The organism is Arsenicicoccus sp. UBA2120 (genome assembly GCF_002330965.1).
Taxonomy (GTDB): Bacteria; Actinomycetota; Actinomycetes; order Actinomycetales; family Dermatophilaceae; genus Arsenicicoccus; species Arsenicicoccus bolidensis.
Map to the genome: position 1 here is coordinate 84,432 of NZ_DCYC01000041.1, position 20,195 is coordinate 104,626.

17 protein-coding genes, 1 tRNA gene, 1 other RNA gene and 1 pseudogene are annotated in these 20,195 nt (G+C 72.8%); 6 read left to right on the forward strand and 14 right to left on the reverse strand.

Annotated elements, in window-relative coordinates:
• Window positions 1-119: 119 nt before the first annotated feature.
• Window positions 120-3,170 carry a bifunctional [glutamine synthetase] adenylyltransferase/[glutamine synthetase]-adenylyl-L-tyrosine phosphorylase gene (locus B2P18_RS06015; protein ID WP_286956823.1) on the reverse strand — a complete coding sequence of 1,017 codons (3,051 nt, stop codon included), beginning with the start codon at window positions 3,168-3,170 and terminating at the stop codon, window positions 120-122.
• Between the two features lie 8 nt (window positions 3,171-3,178).
• Window positions 3,179-4,528 (reverse strand): type I glutamate--ammonia ligase, encoded by a 1,350-nt coding sequence (glnA, locus tag B2P18_RS06020; protein WP_019284691.1) that lies wholly within the window; start codon window positions 4,526-4,528, stop codon window positions 3,179-3,181.
• A gap of 176 nt (window positions 4,529-4,704) precedes the next feature.
• On the opposite strand from glnA, the gene B2P18_RS06025 reads away from it, so the two are divergent.
• On the forward strand, window positions 4,705-5,124 hold the full coding sequence (locus B2P18_RS06025; RefSeq protein WP_286956836.1) for an SRPBCC family protein: 420 nt from the start codon (window positions 4,705-4,707) through the stop codon (window positions 5,122-5,124).
• A gap of 144 nt (window positions 5,125-5,268) precedes the next feature.
• Here B2P18_RS06025 and B2P18_RS06030 read toward each other — a convergent pair whose 3' ends face one another.
• On the reverse strand, window positions 5,269-5,484 hold the full coding sequence (locus B2P18_RS06030) for a hypothetical protein (RefSeq protein WP_029209909.1): 216 nt from the start codon (window positions 5,482-5,484) through the stop codon (window positions 5,269-5,271).
• A gap of 77 nt (window positions 5,485-5,561) precedes the next feature.
• Here B2P18_RS06030 and map point away from each other — a divergent pair, with 77 nt between their 5' ends.
• On the forward strand, window positions 5,562-6,431 hold the full coding sequence (map, locus tag B2P18_RS06035; RefSeq protein WP_029209908.1) for a type I methionyl aminopeptidase: 870 nt from the start codon (window positions 5,562-5,564) through the stop codon (window positions 6,429-6,431).
• 20 nt (window positions 6,432-6,451) lie between these two features.
• Window positions 6,452-7,228, forward strand: a complete 777-nt coding sequence (gene ppgK, locus B2P18_RS06040; RefSeq protein ID WP_286956844.1) for a polyphosphate--glucose phosphotransferase — start codon at window positions 6,452-6,454, stop codon at window positions 7,226-7,228.
• 142 nt (window positions 7,229-7,370) lie between these two features.
• On the opposite strand, the gene B2P18_RS06045 is transcribed toward ppgK, so the two are convergent.
• The 5 genes from B2P18_RS06045 to B2P18_RS06065 form a co-directional block, all read right to left on the reverse strand.
• Window positions 7,371-8,018, reverse strand: coding sequence for an MBL fold metallo-hydrolase (locus tag B2P18_RS06045; RefSeq protein ID WP_239263634.1), 648 nt, complete (start codon window positions 8,016-8,018; stop codon window positions 7,371-7,373).
• A 9-nt stretch (window positions 8,019-8,027) separates the two neighbouring features.
• On the reverse strand, window positions 8,028-9,455 hold the full coding sequence (locus B2P18_RS06050) for a GGDEF domain-containing protein (protein ID WP_286956849.1): 1,428 nt from the start codon (window positions 9,453-9,455) through the stop codon (window positions 8,028-8,030).
• Complete coding sequence (locus B2P18_RS06055) at window positions 9,452-10,957, reverse strand: GGDEF domain-containing protein (RefSeq protein ID WP_286956853.1); 1,506 nt, start codon at window positions 10,955-10,957, stop codon at window positions 9,452-9,454. The genes B2P18_RS06050 and B2P18_RS06055 overlap by 4 nt, the downstream gene beginning before the upstream one ends.
• An 86-nt stretch (window positions 10,958-11,043) precedes the next feature.
• An RNA gene (gene rnpB, locus B2P18_RS06060) (RNase P RNA component class A) lies at window positions 11,044-11,416 on the reverse strand.
• A 14-nt stretch (window positions 11,417-11,430) separates the two neighbouring features.
• Complete coding sequence (locus B2P18_RS06065; RefSeq protein ID WP_239263641.1) at window positions 11,431-12,885, reverse strand: RNB domain-containing ribonuclease; 1,455 nt, start codon at window positions 12,883-12,885, stop codon at window positions 11,431-11,433.
• A 33-nt stretch (window positions 12,886-12,918) separates the two neighbouring features.
• Here B2P18_RS06065 and B2P18_RS06070 point away from each other — a divergent pair, with 33 nt between their 5' ends.
• Window positions 12,919-13,665, forward strand: coding sequence for a YaaA family protein (locus tag B2P18_RS06070; protein WP_286956861.1), 747 nt, complete (start codon window positions 12,919-12,921; stop codon window positions 13,663-13,665).
• 343 nt (window positions 13,666-14,008) lie between these two features.
• On the opposite strand, the gene B2P18_RS06075 is transcribed toward B2P18_RS06070, so the two are convergent.
• The 6 genes from B2P18_RS06075 to B2P18_RS06100 all read right to left on the reverse strand — a co-directional run bounded on the left by B2P18_RS06075 (window position 14,009) and on the right by B2P18_RS06100 (window position 18,064).
• Window positions 14,009-15,193 carry a bifunctional RNase H/acid phosphatase gene (locus B2P18_RS06075; protein ID WP_029212718.1) on the reverse strand — a complete coding sequence of 395 codons (1,185 nt, stop codon included), beginning with the start codon at window positions 15,191-15,193 and terminating at the stop codon, window positions 14,009-14,011.
• Window positions 15,190-15,930, reverse strand: a complete 741-nt coding sequence (locus B2P18_RS06080) for a zinc ribbon domain-containing protein (RefSeq protein ID WP_019284677.1) — start codon at window positions 15,928-15,930, stop codon at window positions 15,190-15,192. The genes B2P18_RS06075 and B2P18_RS06080 overlap by 4 nt, the downstream gene beginning before the upstream one ends.
• On the reverse strand, window positions 15,920-16,849 hold the full coding sequence (locus B2P18_RS06085) for a Nif3-like dinuclear metal center hexameric protein (protein WP_019284676.1): 930 nt from the start codon (window positions 16,847-16,849) through the stop codon (window positions 15,920-15,922). Before B2P18_RS06085 ends, B2P18_RS06080 begins: the two co-directional genes overlap by 11 nt.
• 1 nt (window position 16,850) lies before the next feature.
• A tRNA-Val gene (locus tag B2P18_RS06090) sits at window positions 16,851-16,923 on the reverse strand.
• A 145-nt stretch (window positions 16,924-17,068) separates the two neighbouring features.
• Entirely contained in the window at window positions 17,069-17,551 is a 483-nt protein-coding gene (locus B2P18_RS06095) for a peroxiredoxin (protein ID WP_019284675.1), read from the reverse strand.
• Between the two features lie 84 nt (window positions 17,552-17,635).
• On the reverse strand, window positions 17,636-18,064 hold the full coding sequence (locus tag B2P18_RS06100) for a DUF3052 domain-containing protein (RefSeq protein ID WP_019284674.1): 429 nt from the start codon (window positions 18,062-18,064) through the stop codon (window positions 17,636-17,638).
• 154 nt (window positions 18,065-18,218) lie between these two features.
• Between B2P18_RS06100 and fdhD the strand changes: the two genes are divergently transcribed.
• Window positions 18,219-19,175: a formate dehydrogenase accessory sulfurtransferase FdhD gene (gene fdhD, locus B2P18_RS06105; RefSeq protein ID WP_239263645.1), complete on the forward strand. Its 957-nt coding sequence runs from the start codon at window positions 18,219-18,221 to the stop codon at window positions 19,173-19,175.
• A 159-nt stretch (window positions 19,176-19,334) separates the two neighbouring features.
• Window positions 19,335-20,195: pseudogene (locus B2P18_RS06110) on the forward strand (pyruvate dehydrogenase (acetyl-transferring), homodimeric type); the annotation flags it as partial.

The window sequence follows — 20,195 nt, forward strand, 5'->3', positions numbered from 1 at the left end:
GTTCGCGCCGAACCTAGCCAGCCCCACCGGCGCCGGGGAGGTGCCCGAGGTGGATGCCAGGTGAACGCTCCGTGAAAGCGCCCGAGACCGCGTGAGCACCCGTCACGATGCGTGAGGGGTCACTCCTCGTGGGCGTAGAACCGGCGATCGACGACGACCCTGGCCTGGCGCGCGATGCGCAGGTAGGTGTCCACGAGCAGCCCGCCCTCGCCGGGCCCCCGCCCGATGATCCGCGCGATCCCGTCCGCGTCCCGCGCGTCGGTGGTCACGCTCTCCACGGGACGCCCGCGCCAGAGCATCCCGGCGTTGCGCAGGTGCGAGGCGGACCCCCAGGCCTCGGTGAGCAGGTTGGCCTCGCCGTCGGCGAGCAGCCCGGCCGCGCGTGCGGCCTCGATGGCGGGCAGGGTGCCGGTGGTCCGCAGGGCGGGCACGTCGTGGCCGTGCTGCAGCTGGATCACCTGGACGGTCCACTCGACGTCGCTCAGCCCGCCGGTGCCGAGCTTGAGGTGCGTCCGGCGGTCGGCCCCCCGTGGCAGCCGCTCGCTCTCCATCCGGGCCTTGAGCTTGCGTATGTCGCGCAGCTGCGTCGCGCCGAGCCCGCCGTCGGGGTAGCGGTGGGGGTCGACGAGGGCGACGAACCGCTCCCCCAGCCCGGCGTCCCCGGCGACCGGGCGCGCCCGCAGCAGCGCCTGGCGCTCCCACGTCAGGGCCCAGCGCTCGTAGTAGGTGCGGTAGGACTCCAGGCTCCGCACGAGGGGGCCGCTCTTGCCCTCGGGCCGCAGGTCCGCGTCGACGCCGACGGCCGGCTCCGGGCCGCCCCAGGCGGTGAGGCGCCGCAGCTCCTGCACGACGGCGGTGGCCCGGCGCTGGAGCTCGGCCTCGTCGTGCGGGGTGCCCTCCTCGGGCTCATGGACGAACATGACGTCGGCGTCGCTGGAGTAGCCGAGCTCCGACCCGCCGAGCCGGCCCATCCCCACGACCAGCAGCCGGGTGCCGAGGGGTTCGCGCAGCTCCATCTCGACCTTGTGGACCGCGGTCTCGAGGGCGATCTCCAGCGTCGCGGAGGTGATCGCGGTGAGGGCCTCGCCGACGTCGGCCAGCGGGAGCAGGCCCACGAGGTCGGCGACGGCCACCCGGAAGAGCTCGTGACGTCGCACGCCCCGCACCGCGAGCATCGCGTCCTCGGGGGTGTCCTTGCGCTGCGCCGCGGACCGCATGACGGTGCGCAGCGACTGCAGGGAACGGGGGGTGAGGCCCACGTCGTCGCCGAGGACGGCGACGGCGTGCGGGGTGCGCTCGAGCAGCTCGGAGGCGAACCGGCTGGAGGACAGGACGTGGGCGAGGCGTTGGGCGGCGCTGCCCTCGTCGCGCAGCATCTTGAGGTACCAGTGGGTGGCGCCCAGCTCCTCGCTGACCTTGCGGAAGGACAGCAGGCCCGCGTCGGGGTCGGCGCCGTCGGCGAACCAGCCGAGCATGACGGGGAGCAGGGTCCGCTGGATGGCGGCCCGCCTGGAGAGTCCCTCGGTCAGCGCCTCCAGGTGGCGCAGCGCCCCGCGCGGGTCGCGGAAGCCCAGGGCGGCCAGGCGGTCGCCGGCGGCCTCCGGCGTGAGCCGCCCCTCGCTTGCCGACAGCCGGGCGACGGCGGACAGCAGCGGCCGGTAGAAGAGCCGCTCGTGCAGCCGGCGCACCTCGCGGGCCCGGCGCTGCCACTCCTTGACGACGACGGTGGCGGGGTCACCGTCCAGGTGCAGGGACCGGCCCAGCCGGCGCAGCTCGGCCTCGGCCGTCGGCATCAGGTGGGTGCGCCGCAGCCGGTAGACCTGGATCCGGTGCTCGAGCGACCGTAGGAGCCGATAGGCCTCGTCGAGGACCGCCGCGTCGTCGCGCCCGACGTAGCCGCCGCGGGCGAGCGTGGCCAGGGCCTCGAGGGTCGTGCCCGAGCGCAGGCTCGGGTCCAGGCGACCGTGCACGAGCTGCAGGAGCTGGACGCTGAACTCGACGTCCCGCAGCCCGCCAGGACCGAGCTTGAGCTGCCGGTCGGCCTCCTTGGCCGGGACGTGCTGCTCCACGCGGCGGCGCATCGCCTGGACGTCCTCGACGAAGTTGTCCCGCGACGACGCCTCCCACACGAGGGGGGTGACCGCGTCGAGGTAGCGCCGGGACAGCTCGGCGTCGCCCGCCACGTGCCGCGCCTTGAGCAGCGCCTGGAACTCCCAGGTCTTGGCCCAGCGCTGGTAGTAGTGCAGGTGGCTCGCGACCGTGCGGACCAGCGGGCCGTTCTTGCCCTCGGGGCGCAGCGCCGCGTCGACCGGCCACAGGGAGCCCTCGGCGGTCGAGGACGCGCACGCGCGCATGAGCGCGCTCGCGACCTGGGTGCCGACGCGCATCGCCTCCATCTCCTCGGGGCTGCCGGGCTCGACCCCCTCGTCGGCCGGCTCGCACACGAAGATCACGTCGACGTCGCTGACGTAGTTGAGCTCGCGCCCCCCGCACTTGCCCATGCCGATCACCGACAGGCGCACGCTCTCGGAGCCCTCGGTCTCGGCGCAGGCCACGACGTGCGCGGCCTCCAGCGCCGCGGCGGCCAGGTCGGCGAGCGAGCGGGCGGTGTCGGGCAGGGTCATGAGCGGGTCGTCGCTGGTCATGTCCAGCGCGGCGATGGCCAGCAGCTCACGGCGATAGGTCGCCCGGATGGCGTCGTGCGCCTTGTCCGTGGGGAGGTCCCGGACCGCCTCGGTCATGACGGCGACGAGCTCCTCGGCCGTATGCCGGGAGGCACCGACCGCCCGCCGCCAGTCCTGCGGGTGGGACACGAGGTGGTCGCCGAGCGCGGACGACGCCCCGAGCACGTGCAGCAGCCGGTCGCGACCCGCGGGGTCCTCGCGCAGTGCCCGGCCTAGGTCACCGGCCGGCCCCCGGTCACGGCCGTCGCCGGTCAGGGCCTCGGCCAGCCGGACCAGCGACAGCAGCGCCAGGTCGGGGTCAGCCGTCGTGCGCAGGGCACCGACGAGCGCGTCGCGCGCGTCCCCCACCAGCGTCGTCACGGCGGGGTCGTCGAGCAGCGTCTGGGCCCGCGACGGGTCCTGGAAGCCCTGCCGGGCGAGCGCGCCCGTGGCCGAGGTCGCCCGCGACGTGGCGGCGGGCTGCGACGTGGGCTGGGCGCTCGTCATACGACCGGTCAGAGCCGCGGGAGCAGGCGCTCGAGCTCGAAGGGGGTCACCTGGGAGCGGTACTCCTCCCACTCCTGGCGCTTGTTGCGCAGGAAGAACTCGAAGACGTGCTCGCCGAGAGTCTCGGCGACCAGGTCGGAGCGCTCCATCGCGTCGATGGCGCGGCCGAGGGACCGGGGCAGCGCCTCGATCCCGAGGGCACGCCGCTCCGAGTCCGTGAGCGCCCAGACGTCGTCCTCGGCCTCCTCCGGCAGCTCGTAGCCCTCCTCGATGCCCTTGAGCCCGGCGGCCAGGAGCACGGAGTAGGCGAGGTAGGGGTTGGCGGCGGTGTCGAGGGTGCGGATCTCGACCCGGGTCGCCTGGCCCTTGTTGGGCTTGTAGAGCGGGATGCGGACCATCGCGCTGCGGTTGGCGTGCCCCCAGCAGACGTAGGCGGGTGCCTCGCCGCCACCCCACAGGCGCTTGTAGGAGTTGACCCACTGGTTGGTCACGGCGGTGAGCTCTGGCGCGTGGCGCAGCATGCCGGCGACGAACTGCCGCCCCACCTTGGACAGCTGGTAGCGCGACCCCGGCTCGTAGAAGGCGTTGTTGTCGCCCTCGAACAGCGAGACGTGGGTGTGCATGCCCGAGCCCGGGTGGTCGGCGAGGGGCTTGGGCATGAAGGAGGCGTAGACGCCGTGCTCCAGCGCGACCTCCTTGATGACCGTGCGGAAGGTCATGATGTTGTCGGCCATGCTCATCGCGTCGGCGTAGCGCAGGTCGATCTCGTTCTGGCCCGGGGCGCCCTCGTGGTGGCTGAACTCCACCGAGATGCCCATCGACTCCAGCATGGTGATCGCGGCCCGGCGGAAGTCGTGGGCCGTGCCCTGCGGGAGGTGGTCGAAGTAGCCGCCCTGGTCGATCGGGCGCGGCGGGTTGCTCACGCGCCGCGAGCCGTCGCCGTCCTGCTCGAAGAGGAAGAACTCGATCTCGGGGTGGACGTAGAACGTGAAGCCCATGTCCGCCGCCTTGGTCAGCGTGCGGTGCAGGACGTGCCGCGGATCCGCCAGCGACGGCTGCCCGTCGGTGGAGTGCAGGTCGCAGAACATGCGGGCGGTGCCCGGGGACTCGCCCCGCCACGGCAGCACCTGGAAGGTCGTGGGGTCGGGCTTGGCGAGCATGTCGGCCTCGTTGACCCGGGCCAGCCCCTCGATCACCGACCCGTCGAAGCCGATGCCCTCGGAGAAGGCCGTCTCCAGCTCCGCCGGCGAGATGGCCACCGACTTCAACGTGCCGAGCACGTCGGTGAACCACAGTCGTACGAACCGGATGTCGCGCTCCTCGATGGAACGCAGGACGAACTCCTCCTGGCGATTCATGACCCCAGCCTCCCCCACAGTTGTTTCGCCCGCGTTACGGGCGCGCTGGCGTGCCGCGGACGGCCCGGCGGCAGAGGGACCCCGCCCTGCCGACCACCAGGCCCGGGAGTAGTGTGACAGCACGCCGGTTCACCCCGGACCGGTCGACGAGGATCGGAAACGGATCGAGGTCCGCCATGGCAGAGCAGAGCAGCGAGTCGGTCGACAAGGCCATGGACACCACCGTGAGCGTGAGCCGCGTGGTGTCCCACCCCATCGACAGCGTCTGGAACGTCCTCATGAAGCCGCACGGTGCGGAGGCCCTCCTCGGCGAGGGTGGAGAGCTCGGCAGCAAGGGAGAGCCCTGGCGCGCCAAGGACGGGTCGCACGGCGTGGCCCGCAGCTTCCACCCCCTCGAGCAGATCAGGTTCTCCTGGCACCCGGACGATTCCGCCGACTCCCCTGCCTCCGTGGTCGAGCTGGACCTCGCCAAGGACGGCGAGTCCACCACCCGCCTGGACGTCACCCACAGCAACCTGCACCCCGGCGCCGACCGGGACGCGCTCAAGGCGCGCTGGGAGACGGCCCTGGAGCGCATCGACCAGGACGCGCTCTGAGTCGAGGGGCGTCGCCTCGGCGGCCAGGGCCCCAGTCACGGCCCGCGGCACGGCCTGCGGCAGGCACGGCAGGAGCCGGCCACCCCGTGCGGGGGTGGCCGGCTCCCGGCATACGTGGGTGGGTCAGCCCGGCATCGACCAGGGTCAGAGGCCGAGGGTGCCGGGCGCGTCCGGCTCGTCGCCGTCCTCGCGGGCCCGGCGCTCGTCCTCCTCGTCCCATGCCTCGGTGCGCGAGCGCGCGGTCGTCAGTGCCTCGCGGGCCTCGGCCTCGGAGCCGTAGGGTCCCATGACGTCCTCGTCGCGCGAGCGATCCTGGTCGGTCTCCACCTGGTTCGTCTTCACGTTGTACCAGTAGGCCATCGTCGGTCTCCTCCTCGAGCTGGCGGTCGTGCGTCCTGATTGGGGTGCCGCCCGCGCGGCTCCCTAGACTGCAGCCTATGTCGATCAGCCCTGCCGCCGTCGTCCCCGGCCGCGTCTCCGCACGTCGCGCCGTCCCCTCCCAGATCGAGCGTCCGCACTACGTCGACCGCGGGCAGGACATCCGCGAGGACGGCGACCGGCTGGTCAAGGACGCCGAGACCATCGAGCGCATGCGCGTCGCCGGTCGGATCGCGGCCGAGGCCATGGCCGTCGGCGCCGAGCTGGTCGCGCCGGGCGTCACGACCGACCAGATCGACCGCGTGGTGCACGAGTTCGTCTGCGACGCGGGCGCCTATCCCTCGCCCCTCGGCTACAAGGCCTTCCCCAAGTCGCTGTGCACCAGCGTCAACGAGGTCATCTGCCACGGCATCCCCGACTCGCGCCCGCTCGAGGACGGCGACATCGTCAACCTCGACGTGACCGTCTTCGTGGACGGCGTGCACGGGGACACCGACGCGACCTATCTCGTCGGGGACGTGGACGAGGAGTCCCGCCTCCTGGTCGAGCGCACCCACGAGGCGATGATGCGCGGCATCAAGGCGGCGCGCCCGGGGCGCGAGGTCAACGTGATCGGTCGCGTCATCGAGTCCTACGCCAGGCGGTTCGGCTACGGCGTGGTGCGGGACTACACCGGGCACGGGATCGGCACCGAGTTCCACAGCGGCCTGATCATCCCCCACTACGACGCGGCGCCCGCCTACGACACCGTCATCGAGCCCGGCATGACCTTCACCGTCGAGCCGATGCTGACGCTCGGGGGTGGCAGCGACTGGGACCTGTGGGACGACGGCTGGACCGTCGTCACCGCCGACCTGAGCCGCTCCGCGCAGTTCGAGCACACCATCGTCGTGACCGATAACGGTGCGGAGATCCTGACGGCGGTGTGAGTCGTCATACGCTGGATCTCATGACCTCACGCAGCACCAGCCTCCCCCTCGGCATCGACGTCGGGGGCAGCGGCATCAAGGGAGCCCCTGTCGACCTCGAGACCGGCGAGTTCGCCGCCGAGCGGGTCCGGATCCCGACCCCCGAGGACTCGACCCCCGAGGCGGTCGCCGACGTGATCGCGCAGATCATCGACCAGCTGGACGAGGTCGGTCCTGACGCACCGGTCGGCATCACCGTGCCCGGCGTCGTGACCCACGGCGTCGTGCGCTCGGCGGCCAACATCGACAAGCGCTGGATCGACTGCGACGCCGACGCGCTGTTCACCAAGCGGCTCGGCCGGGACGTCCACGTCGTCAACGACGCCGACGCGGCGGGCATCGCCGAGGTGCGCTACGGCGCGGCCCAGGGCAAGGACGGCTTCGTCATCCTCACGACGCTCGGCACCGGGATCGGGATCGCCCTGATCCACGACGGCGTCCTGATCCCCAACGCCGAGCTGGGGCACCTGGAACTGGACGGCCACGACGCGGAGACCCGCGCGTCCAACGGCGTGCGCGAGGCCAAGGACCTCTCCTGGGAGGAGTGGGCCGAGCGGCTGCAGCGCTACTACTCCCACCTGGAGGACCTGCTGTGGCCGGACCTGTTCGTCGTCGGAGGCGGCGTCTCCAAGAAGGCGAAGAAGTTCCTGCCGCTGCTCGACCTGCGCACCCCGATCATCCCGGCGACGCTGCTCAACAGCGCGGGCATCGTGGGCGCGGCGGCGCTGGCGGCGGACGAGGCGGCCCGCCGCCACTGACCCGCCGCAGGCGTAGGCATCCGGACCCGCCGGCGGCCGAGGCATCCGCCGGGGTTCGTCCCCCAGGCTGATGCCTTCGCCCGCGGCGGGGATGACGTCCTCCGGCTCAGGCGATGCCCTCACGCGGGTGAGGTGGGCGGGCTCAGGTGAAGTCGCGGGCGTCCCCGCTGGCGAGGTCCACGACCTCGGTCCGCTCGGGGCTGAACCTCGTCGCGTGGTCGAGATAGATGCCGCGACCGGCGGGTGCGAGCAGACCGTCGTGCACCGGGACGGCATACCTCGGCGCGATGCGCCGGACGAAGGCGACCGTCTCCTTGCTCGCGCACCACGGCGCGTTGAGCGGCATCGCGAGGACGTCGACCGGACCGGGCTCGGCGTCGTAGGCGTCGCCGGGGTGGAAGACCGTCGGCTCGCCGTCGGCGCTGATGACCACGCCGGTGTTGCGGACCCGCGGGATGAGCTCGTTGATGACGGCGTGCTGCTCACCCACGCCGCGCAGGGAGACGTCGCCGACCCGCACCTCGTCGCCGCCCACGAAGGGCACCGAGCCGGGCACCTCCACCAGGTCCCTGGCCTCGGCCTCGACGTACCACGCCGCGTCGGGGTTGCCCTCGCGCAGCGCGGGAAGCCGGTCGGGGTCCAGGTGGTCGGGGTGCTGGTGGGTGACGACGACGGCGTCGAGATCGCGCAGCTCCTCCCAGCCGCGGGCCAGGGTGCCCGGGTCGACCAGGATGCGCTGGTCGGCGATCTCGACCAGGAGACAGGCATGTCCGAGATGTGTCAGGCGCATGCCTCAACCCTAGGCGTCGACCCCCTGCAGCACCACGGGACGCACCTCGGAGAACCGCACCGCGTCGCGTCCCCCGGCCTTGGCGGCATACAGGGCGACGTCGGCGCGGGCCACCATCGCCGCGACGCTCTCGATGCCGTCCCACACCGCCACGCCGCCGGAGAAGGTCTGGCCGGTCTGGGCCGCTCCGCGCAGCCCTTCCAGCAGGAGGCGCACGTTGTCCGGGTGACGCCCCTTGGCCAGCATGAGGAACTCCTCGCCGCCGTGGCGGCTGAGGAAGACGTCCGGGGGCAGGCTGCGGCGCCACGCGGACGCGGTCGTCTCGAGCAACCGGTCGCCGGCCGGGTGGCCGTGCAGGTCGTTGAACCCCTTGAAGTGGTCGAGGTCGAGCAGGGCGACCACCAGCGACACGTCCTGCTCGACCGCCTCCGCCACCATCCGGTGCATCTCCGCCTCGCCTGTGCGCCGGTTGGGCAGGGACGTCAGGTGATCCGTCCGGGCCAGGGCCTGCAGCTGGCCGCGCTGCTGGTCGACCAGCCGCATCATTCGGCCCAGCCGCAGCATGACCAGCCCGAAGACCACCGCCGTCATCAGCAGCAGCGGCCAGGCGCTGAGGCCCTGCGGCCGGTCGTGCTCGCGCAGCAGCATCAGCGGCGGCATCACCGCCGCGACCGCGAGGACCGTGAGCTGGATCCGCTCGAGACCGGCGGACGGCCTGCGGGACCGCCCGGCGAACCGCGCCATGGACGGGTGCAGGGCCCCCAGGCCTGCGACGAACGCGCTCACGACGTACCAGAACACCGCGCTCGAGTAGCCACCCTGGACCCGGATGGGGTCGGCCAGCTGCAGGACGTCTCCCACCGTCATGGCGCTCATGCCCAGGACGAGCAGGACGGGCGATGGCGCGCCGCCCGACGTCAGCACGATCCGGCTCGCCGCGATGATGACGAGGAGGTCGAGCAGCGGCGACGTCACGGTGGTGAAGGCGATCGGCGACTCCGTCGCCTGGGTCTCGGCGGCGAAGGACCAGATGACGGCGGCACACCCGAGGCCGAAGATCGTCCCGTCGAGCGCCACGCTGCGCGCGGCCTCGCTGGTGACCCGTCCCGAGGCCGACACGACACCCGCGATGACGACGACATAGCCGACGATGGACATCACCTCACCCACCAGCACGCCGCCCACGAGCTCCGCGCGCATCAGGGGCAGCGGCAGGCTGAGGATCCCCCACGCCGCGGTCCCGACCAGCAAGGTCCACCAGATGGCGCGGCCCGGAGGGCGATAGAGCAGGATGCCGGCGAGGAAGGTGAGCGGGACGACCGCGATGGCGACCGTCGCCAGGTCGAGCCGATGCTCGACGGGCAGCCACAGGTAGGTCACGAGGACGCCCGCTGCGACCATCGCCGCGACGCGGAAGACCAGCGGACGCTCCGTCATCTCGAACCCTCCCCCGCGTCGAGGGATGCGTCCCGCGTCTCCCACAGGTAGGTCCGGGCGCGGCCGTTGGCCTTGGCGGCATACAACGCCTCGTCGGCGCGGGCCACGAGGTCCGCGTCGGAGTCTCCCCGCTGCCACTGGGTCACCCCGGCCGAGAAGGTCTGCTGGCGAGGCGTGGCCGCCCTGAGCCGGTCCAGCAGGTCGAGGACCGCGGACGTCGGCAGGCCCACGGTGATCAGCACGAACTCCTCGCCGCCGTAGCGGGCCAGCACCTCCGCCGGCCCGAGCAGGTCGCTCCACCGGTGGGCGCACCCGACGAGCAGCTCGTCGCCCGCGTGGTGACCGAAGCTGTCGTTGAACGCCTTGAACCGGTCGAGGTCGATGATCGTGACGCTCAGGGGCTCCCCGGTCTGCTCGACCCGGACCAGGGCCCGGCCCAGCTCGGCGTCACCCGTGCGCCGGTTGGGCAGCCCGGTGAGGTGGTCGTTGCGGGCGAGGACCTCGAGGACCTCGGACTGCTGGTCCGAGGTGCGCATCATGCCGGCCGCCCGGGCCACCACGAGCCCGAACATCAGCAGCATCGACACCGACAGGGCGGAGCCGTCCGGCACCGAGCCGTCGCCCGCGGCGCCCGCCAGCTGCCATCCGTAGACGCCGACGGGGAGCATCCCCATCCCGAACAGCCAGGGCACGTGGTGGCGGGCGGTGAGCCGGGCGTCGAGCTCTCGGCCGCTCGAGCCGACGTTCGCGCCCACGGGCGCGGTGACGGCGGCGGCGACCGCCCCGTAGGCCAGGACCCACGCCACGTGGGCGGCGTCCGGCGCCTGGCGGTCGTGGATGAGGTTGGCGAAGTCCAGGCAGTCACCAACCAGGAGCAGGGCCGGGCAGGCCAGCCCGATGATCGCCCCCCAGCTGACCGGGGCGCGTGACATCACCCTGATCACGCCCACGGCCAGCAGGACGAGGTCGAGGATCGGGAAGAGGGCGCAGACGACGGCGGAGGACGGGTGGCCCTGGAACAGCGGTGAGCGCAGGCCCGGCACGACGAGCGTGATCCAGGCGATGGTGCCGAGGGCCACGGTCAGGATGAGCGTGTCGAGGGTCCGGGCGACGTTGAGGCGCTCGCGTGCCCGGGCCACCAGCTGCACGTATCCGGTGAGGGCGATCGTGTACGCGCCGAGCATGAGAGCGTCACCGGGGTCGGCCAGCTGACGGTCGTGGCCGTAGACGAGGTCGGCCGTGAGGTCGCTGACGTAGTCCCCGACGGCGTAGACGGCCCACGCGACGAGCAGGGCATAGGTGAAGGCGTTGCGCCGGGACGGGTGCTGCCGCAGGGCCCACGCGATCGAGGCGAGCAGCACCAGGTAGGCGCAGGCGTAGACGCCGAACCGCACCGTCCGGTCGGGGTCGATGCCCCACCCGGTCCGCGAGGTGACGAGGTCGACGACGGCGAGCAGGAGGTAGAAGCCACCCAGGCCGAGGGAGACCGACCAACGACCCACGGAAACCTCGCTTTCGCGGGTCTGCGGATGGCTACCGCAGACCCCTGGACTACGCAGTGTAGTGATCCCGTGACCGGCCCGTGGGCGGGATGAGTCGGTCTGTACGCCGGGTTCTGTCCACCCCGGTCTCCCGGGGATGGGCGATCATCCATCTAGGGTGGCCGTTGCCGGCCACCTCGAGCGCTCTACCCGTGCGCTCGGGCGGGCAGCCCTCGGACGCGCACTGTCTGAGCTTGCTTCAGGTGGGGTTTACCTAGCCGCCGTGGTCACCCACGGCGCTGGTGGTCTCTTGCACCACCGTTTCACCCTTACCAGGCCGCTCTGCGAACGTCCTGGCGGTCTGTTCTCTGTGGCACTGTCCCGCGGGTCGCCCCGGGTGGCCGTTAGCCACCACCTTGCCCTTCGAAGCCCGGACGTTCCTCGGCACCATGACGGTGACGCGATCGCCCGACCGACTCATCCCGGGGCAGAGTCTACCGGCCGTATGACGCCGCGCCCACCGCCTCGAAGGCCACCCGACGTCGCTCCACCGACGCCTCGACGAGACGGACCTCGAGGGTGCTCCCCAGCTCGAGGTCGTCACCGGCGCAGGGAGCCAGCACGGGCAGGTCGACGAGCTGGACGAGGGAGGGTCCCTTGTCGGAGAGGTCGACGACGCTCGCCGTGAAGGTCTCCCCCAGGCGAGGTGCGAGCACGGCGGCCTCGACGGCGTCGGTGCAGGCGCGCTCGACGGCCTTGGCGCGACGGTCCGAGGACCGCATGAGCTCGGGGAGGGTGGGCAGCGCCGCCCGCGCCCAGTCGGGGACGTCCGTGCCGGCCACGGCGGCCTCGCACACGACGAGGCCGAACCGGTCGACCAGGCGCCGCAGCGGAGCGGTGACGTGGGCATAGCCGGCGGCCAGCGCGGCGTGGCGGGCCTGCTCGGGCGCGGCCCCGTCGAAGGGCGTGTAGGACGCGCCGCGGAACAGCGTCGTGGCGGCGTGGATGATCGCGAGGTGCCGAGGGTCGGTGCGGTCCAGGGACTGGAGCATCTCGCCGTACGGCTGGCCGGGGGCCCAGGGCACCCCCAGCGCCGCGCACTGGCGACGCAGCCGCGCCACGTCGCGCTCGTCGGCGGGAGGCATGGTGCGCAGGATCCCCACGCCGGCCGCGAGCATGACCTCGGCCGCCGCCATGCCGGTCATGAGGGAGATCTGGGCGTTCCAGTCCTCGACCGGGGCGAGGGGTCGCAGCTCGAGGCGGTAGCCGTGCTCGGCGTCGCCGTTGACCTCCTGCTCGGGCATCGGGAGGCTGGCGCCGCCGCGGGCCCGCTCCTGCGCCTGCCGCGCCAGACCCACGTCGCGCAGCAGCCCGAGCATCGGGTCGGCGGTGCCTGCGTCGAGGTCGCGCTGCACCTGGTCGTAGTCGAGCCGCGCCGCGGAGCGCACCATGGCGCGGTCGAGGGACTCGAGGCGGACGTCACCGTCGGCGTCGACGCGCAGGTCCCACACGAAGGCCGGCCGCTCGACGCCGGGCAGCAGGCTCGCCGCGTCCTCGCTGAGCCGGGTGGGGTGCAGGGGCGTCCGGCGGTCGGGGGCATAGATCGTCTGGCCGCGACGCCTGGCCTCGGTGTCGATGGCGCCACCCGGGCGCACGTAGGCCGGCACGTCGGCGATGGCGTAGAGCACGCGCACCCCGCCCGCACCGTCCCGCTCCAGGTGCATGGCCTGGTCGAGGTCCATCGATCCCTCGGGGTCGATGGTGATGAACGGGAGCGCGGTCAGGTCCGCGCCGACCCGGACCGGGCGCGCGGCGGCCTGCTCCGCCTCGGCCAGCGCCTCGGCGGGGAACTCCCCCGGGACGTCGAGCTCGGCGCGGATCTCGTCGAACGCGCGGTGCAGCTCGTCACCGCCGGGCTCAGAGGTCAGGATCGTGCGGGTCGCAGCCATGGAGGTCACTCTAGGGGGCCCTAGGCTGTCCCGGTGCTGATCCTGCTGCCCCCGTCGGAGTCGAAGTCGTCCCGCGCCCGGGGTCGGCGCTGGCGCCCCGAGTCGCTGTCCTGGCCGGAGCTGACGCCGGCGCGGCTCGACGTGGTGCGCGAGCTCGCTGCGGTGTCCGGACGGCCCGATGCTGCCGACGCGCTCGGCGTGTCGCCCGGGCTGACGGATGAGATCGCCCGCAACCTGCGCCTGGACACGGCGCCCGCGGTGCCGGTGGCCGAGCTCTACACGGGGGTGCTCTACGACGCGCTGGACCTCGCGTCCCTCGACGCGGCGGGGCTGCGGCGGGCCCGGAGGTTCATGGTGGTCCAGTCCGCGCTGCACGGCGCGCTGCGCCTGACCGACCGCGTGGCGCCATACCGGCTGTCGATGGGTGTGCGGCTCGGCTCGCTGGGGCCGCTCGCGACGTGGTGGCGCCCGCGGGTCGGCCCGGTGCTCACCGCCGCGGCCGGGTCCGGTCTGGTCGTCGACTGCCGGTCCAGCACGTATGCCGCAGCCTGGCCTCCATCGGGGGAGCTCGCCCGGCGCTGGGTGCACGTGCGGGTGCCCGGCGCCACGCACATGGCCAAGCACACGCGTGGGCTGGTCGCACGGGCGATCTGCGAGCTGCCGGCGACGCCGCGGTCGCCACGCGCTCTGGCGGACGCCCTGGCGGCGGGGTTCGAGGTGGCGCTGGAGCCGCCGGAGCGCGTCGGCCGCCCCTGGATCCTCGACACCTACCCGAGGTAGTCACATCCGCCCGACTTCGCACGCCAGGCCGATAGACCTACCCGAGGTAGGTACATCCGCCCGCCTTCGCACGCCAGGCCGATGGACCTACCCTAGGTAGGTACATCAGCCCGCCTCCGTCACCCCAGGCTGGGGTGCGAAGGCCGGTGGTCGTGGCGCCGACCGCTGCCGGTGGATCCGACTGGTGTCCGTGGTCTGTTGCAGCACGCCACCCGCGATGCGAGCGAGCACGCGCGCGGCAACCCGCCACGGACGAGGATCGCGCGGCAACGGCGACGATCCACCACGCCTCGGTCGTGGTCGTATGCCGGACCCTCCCACGACGCAAGACCGACGCCGGGTATCAGAGGTGCGACGTCCGGTTGACGAACGAGACGGAGGCGTTGCCGTCGGCCCACACCTCGACGCCGGTGAGCGACCCGGGCGCCAGGGCCAGCCGCCAGAACCGGTCGTGCGGCATGCCCAGCACCTCCGCGAGCACGACGAGGAAGGGTTTGCGGTGCCCGACCAGCACGGTCGTCCCACCGGCGTCGACGACGTCCCGCCAGCCGGCGAGGACACGGTCCCGCAGCTCGTCGTGGCTCTCGCCGCCGGGGCGGGCGTAGGCCGGGTCGGTGCGGAGCGCGGCCAGCTCGTCCGGCCAGCGCGCCGCGACCTGGGCCATCGACTTACCGTCCCAGTCACCGAGGCCCTGCTCGTCGAACCGCTCGTCGCTCGTCGCGGTCGTGCCGAGAGCCTCGGCGATCGCGTCGCCGGTCTGCCGGGCGCGACGCAGGGCGCTCGTGACCACGCGCACCTCGGTCCCCACGAGCCGTCGCACGGCCGCAGCGCAGGCCTGCGCCTGGGCCTCCCCGTCCGGGTTGAGCACCGGGTCGCCTCCCCCGCGACCGTCCAGCCGGCCCTTGACGGTGAAGTCGGTGAGGCCGTGCCGCACGAGCAGGATGCGGGTCGGGGCGCCGAGGTCTGCCGCGGCCCCGGGCACGGGGTCGGTGACGAGGCCCTTGTCCGGCTGGTCGGCCGGCCCGTCAGGGTGGCGCTCGCTGACGGCGGCCGGGCGCGTTGCGTCGACGGCCGTCGCGTCGGGCCCGTCGGCATACGACCGGTCAATCGTGAGGCCGTCCATGCCGTCGTTGGACAGCTTGTCCGCGTCCTTGTTGTCGGCGCGCGGGATCCAGGTGAAGCGGACCGACCCGCCGGCAGCCGATCGGGCGCTGCACAGCTCGCGGGCCTCGAGGGCGAGGCGACGCATGTCCTCGTGCTTGATCTTCCACCGGCCGGCCATCTGCTCGACGACCAGCTTGGAGTCCATGCGGACCTCGACGTCGGCGGCCAGGTCGATGCGCGCCGCCGCCTCGAGGCCGGCGATGAGGCCGGAGTACTCCGCGACGTTGTTGCTCTGCTTGCCGAGGGGGGCCGCCCGCTCGGCCAGCACCCGACCGGTGGCCCCGTCACGCACCAGGGCGCCATAGCCGGCGACCCCCGGGTTGCCCCGCGACCCGCCGTCGGCCTCGACGACGAGCCGCGTCACAGCCCCGACTCGGCGGTGCGCACGAGGATCCGTCGGCACTCCTCGCAGCGGAGGACCTCGTCGTCGGCCGCGGAGCGGATGCGGCCGAGGTCGACGTTGTTGAGCTCCATGTGGCAGCCCTCGCAACGGCGCTGGCGCAGCGCAGCGGCACCGACGCCGCCGACCTGCTCGCGCACCTTGGTGTAGAGCCCCAGCAGGTCCTCGCCCACCCCGGATGCGATGCCCTCGCGCCGGCCCGTCGCCTGCTCGCGCTCGGACTCGAGGTCGCGCACGAGGCGGTCGCGGGCCGTGGTGGCCTCGTCGAGCTCGGACTGCAGCTCGGAGGCGCGGGCCTCGAGCCGGTCGAGCGTGCTCTGGTGCTCCTCGGCCCGCTCCATCACCTCCAGCTCGAGGTCCTCCAGGGTGCCCTGGCGCCGGTGCAGGGACTCGAGCTCGTGCTGCATCGCCTGCAGGTCCTTGGCCGTGCCCTGGCCGGAGTCGAGACGCGCCTGGTTGCGGGTCATCCGGTCACGGACCATCTGCACCTCGTCCTCCGCGCGCTTGATCTCGCGCTGGACGTCGCTGACCGCGGTGCGGGCGAGCACCAGGTCGGTGTCGAGGGCCTGCCGGCGCTGGGTGGCGGCGTCGACGGCGCGCTGCTCGTCGGAGGAGCGGAGGCGGTGGGCGATCTGGTCCAGACGGGTGTCGAGCTCGGCGAGATCGAGCAGGCGCCACTGGCGTGCGGGTTCAGCCTTCACCGGCGTCCTCCTTGGGTCGGGCAGGGCCGGTGCCCTGGGGTTGGGTGTGGTCGGAGCTGCTGCGGTCGTCGTCGGTGCGGACGAGGAAGGTCCAGGGGTCGGTCGTGCGGGTCGACACCGTGACGTCCACCGTAGCCCCGCGAGCCGACAGACCCTCCAGCAAGGCGTGGCGCGCGACGTCCAGCCACAGCCACTCCGTCGCGAAGTGGCCGGCGTCCACGAGGTATGGCGGGCCGCCGCCCGCCTCCTCGCGCGCCTCCAGGGCCGGGTGGTGCCGCAGGTCAGAGGTGATGTAGACGTCGGCCCCGCTCGCCCGGACCTCGTCGAACAGGCTGTCGCCTGCGCCGCCGAGCACCGCCACGCGGCTCACCTGCGCGTCGGCCGGCCCGGAGACACGGATGCCGACCGGGGCCGGGGGCAGGACCGCGGCCAGCCGCTCCACCAGGGACCGCAGGCTCGTGGGCTGCGCGAGCTGCCCGACGCGCCCGAGCGGCTGTCCCTCCTCCATCGCCAGCGGCTTGACCCCGCCGAGCTCGAGGGCGTCGGCCAGGGCCTGCGACACTCCGGTGGCGGCGACATCGGCGCTGGTGTGGGCGCAGTAGAGCGCGATGTCCGCCACGACCAGTCGCGTGACGGCGGCCCCCTTGGCCGAGGTCGTCGCCACGCTGTGCACGCCACGGAGCAGCAGCGGATGGTGGGTGACGAGCAGGTCGGCGCCCAGCTCACGGGCCTCGTCGATGACGTCGAGCGTGGGGTCGACGGCCAGGAGCACCGAGCGGACCGGCTGGTCCGGGTCGCCGGTCACCAGGCCCACCTGGTCCCACGACTGGGCGGTGTCCTCGGGATAGAGGCCACGCAGCACCTCCAGGACCTCGGCGAGCGAGGGGGTGCGGTGGCCGTCGTGCGCGGCGCTGTCCATGTGGGCCCGGCCGGGTTCGAACCGACGACAGCTGCGGTGTAAACGCAGTGCTCTACCAGCTGAGCTACAGGCCCCGTCGCGACGACCTGGCGGGCGTCGCGGTCGCCCATTGTGCCAGGGCCGAGGAGGACGGACGCGCCACGGCTCGCGACCTGCCGGGGGCAGGTGCATCGACCTGCCGGACGACGGCCGGTCAATGCCTCCGCCCCCGGCGGGTCGTCAGGCGGAGCGGAGAGCGGCCAGGGCCTCGTGGTAGCCGCTGAAGTCGCGGGCCTCGCCGGGCTCGTTGACGAGGGTCCAGGCGACCTTGCCGTCCTTGTCCACGAGGAAGGTGCCGCGCTTGGCCAGGCCACCGCCCTCGAGGAAGACGCCGTAGTCCTGCGCCACCGTGCCGTGCGGCCAGAAGTCGGACAGCAGCGGGAAGTCGTAGCGCTGGTCCTCGGCCCACGCGCGCAGCGTGAACATCGGGTCGCACGAGACGGCCAGCACCTGCACGTCGTCGCCCTGGAAGCCGGCGATGTTGTCCCGGATCTCGCACAGCTCCCCGGTGCAGATCCCGGAGAAGGCGAAGGGGTAGAAGACGACGACGACGTTCTTGTCACCGCGGAACGAGGACAGGGTCACGTCCTCGCCGAACTGGTTCTTGAGGGTGAAGTCGGGGGCCTCGGAGCCCACGGACGGTGCGGTCTGGGAGTCGCTCATGGCCCCAGTCTGTCAACCCGCGCCCCAGGCGCAACTCAGCGACGGGGCGGTGCCGTATGTCGACCGCCCCGGCGCCTCGCGGTGCTACTTCTTCTTGGCGCGCGGCGGGACCAGGCGGGTGCCAGTCCAGTCGGAGGAGTCGGTCAGCGCCCCGGAGACGTGCAGCCCGGCCGTCGTGGCGGCCTCGGCGATCTCGGCGGGCTCGACGTGCCCGTCCCGGCCGGCCCGGGGCGTCATCAGCACGATGAAGCCCTGGTCGTCCAGGTCGGTCAGGCCGTCCACGACCGCGTCGACGAGGTCACCGTCGCCGTCGCGGTGCCAGAACAGCACCGCGTCGACCACGTCACCGTGGTCCTCGTCCACGAGGTCGGAACCGATGTGCTCCATGAGCCGGTCGCGCAGGTCGAGGTCGACGTCGTCGTCGTAGCCGAGCTCCTGCACCACCGCGCCCTCGACGAGCCCGAGCTTGGTCAGATGGGCTGCCGCAGCGGCCGCTTCCGCGGTCGTCGTCACTGTCGTCCTGGTCCTTCCGTCCGGATCCGGGGCGTCGGGGGACGCTCCGGTCACGGCCTCACCATGAGGTCGTGAGGTCTAGTCCACCCAATCGGAGGCCGCATGGCAAGGACGTGCGCCGTCGCGGAGGGTGACGGCGCCTAGGCTGGCGGGCATGGGACGAGTGACGACGAGGGTGCCGGCGACCCGTTTCGTGGTGGACGAGCCGGTCGGCGAGCTCCACGGAGAACTGGTCGCAGAAGGCGCTGCGGGCCCGCGCGTGTCGGTGCGGCCCCGACCGGACACGCTCGCCGTCGAGGAGCCGCTCGAGATCCGGGTCCACGGCGAGGTGGTCGCGGTCACGATGCGTACGCCCGGGGACGACTTCGACCTCACGATCGGGTTCCTGCTGACCGAGGGGGTCGTGGCGGCCGCGGACGACGTGCTGGGCCTGATGCACTGCCTGGACGAGGGCGAGGACGGCTCCCCGACCTACAACGTCGTGGACGTGACGCTGCGTGCAGGAGCGGGGTCGGCCGAGGCGCTGGCCAGCGCCACCCGCAGCACCTACACGACGAGCTCCTGCGGGGTCTGCGGCAAGGCCGGCATCGACGCCATCCGCACCCGCCTCCCCCACGACGTGGCCGCCGACCCGGTGCGGGTGCGAGCAGCAGACCTGGTCCGTATGCCGGACCGGCTGCGGGAGCACCAGGGAGCGTTCGACCGGACCGGGGGGGTGCACGCCGCCGGCCTGTTCACGGCTGCCGGCGAGGTGCTGCTCGTCCGTGAGGACGTCGGCCGCCACAACGCGGTCGACAAGGTCCTGGGGGCCGCCGCGCGCGAGGGCCTGCTCCCGCTGGCCGGTCACGTGCTGCAGGTCAGCGGGCGGGCGAGCTTCGAGCTGACCCAGAAGGCCGCGATGGCCGGCGTCCCCGTGCTGTCCGCCGTGTCGGCGCCGTCCTCGCTGGCGGTCGACCTCGCGCGGGACGTGGGCCTCACCCTGGCCGCGTTCGTGCGGCCGCCCCGGTTCACGGCATACAGCCGTCCCGACCGGATCGACACCGGCGAGCCGGCCGGCCACCCAACTGCCCAACCAACCGCCCAACCAACGCACGAGACACCCGGCGGCTGATCTTGCCCGGCCCGATCCGCGCCAAATAGTCTCGTCCTCCCCGCAATCGGTCCCCGGTGTGACCTGCACCCCATCTTGGGTGGAGGATGGGGGCGGTCGTCCCGCCCGGCGCTCTGATCAGTGCGCCGGGAGGTCCCTCTAGGAAAGGACACAGGCGTGGTGGCACGCGATGGTGTCGGTCCGATCATCAACGGACTGCCGAACCAGCTCCCCGACATCGACTCGGACGAGACGCAGGAGTGGATCGAGTCGCTCGACGGGATCATCGACGAGGGCGGACGGCAGCGAGCACGCTATGTGATGCTCAAGCTCCTGGAGCGGGCCCGCCAGCGTCAGGTCGGCGTCCCCTCGCTGACCTCCACGGACTACGTCAACACCATCCCGCCGGAGCGTGAGCCCTGGTACCCCGGCGACGAGACGACGGAGCGCGGCTACCGCCGTCTGCTGCGCTGGAACGCCGCGATGATGGTGCACCGCGCGCAGCGCCCCGGCATCGGTGTCGGCGGCCACATCTCGACCTACGCGTCCGCCGCGACGCTCTACGAGGTCGGCATGAACCACTTCTGGCGCGGCAAGGACCACCCCGGTGGCGGCGACCAGATCTTCTTCCAGGGCCACGCCTCCCCCGGCATGTACGCCCGCGCCTACCTCGAGGGGCGTCTCGACGAGAAGCAGCTCGACGGCTTCCGCCAGGAGCACTCGCACGTGGTGGACGGCAAGGTCCAGGCCATCCCGTCCTACCCGCACCCGCGCCAGATGCCGGACTTCTGGGAGTTCCCCACCGTGTCCATGGGCATCGGCCCGATGAACGCGATCTACCAGGCGCAGTTCAACCGCTACCTGCACAACCGCGGCATCAAGGACACCTCGCAGCAGCACGTGTGGGCCTTCCTCGGCGACGGCGAGATGGACGAGGTCGAGTCGCGTGGCGCGCTGCAGTGGGCCGCCAACGAGGAGCTCGACAACCTCACCTTCGTCGTCAACTGCAACCTGCAGCGCCTGGACGGCCCGGTGCGCGGC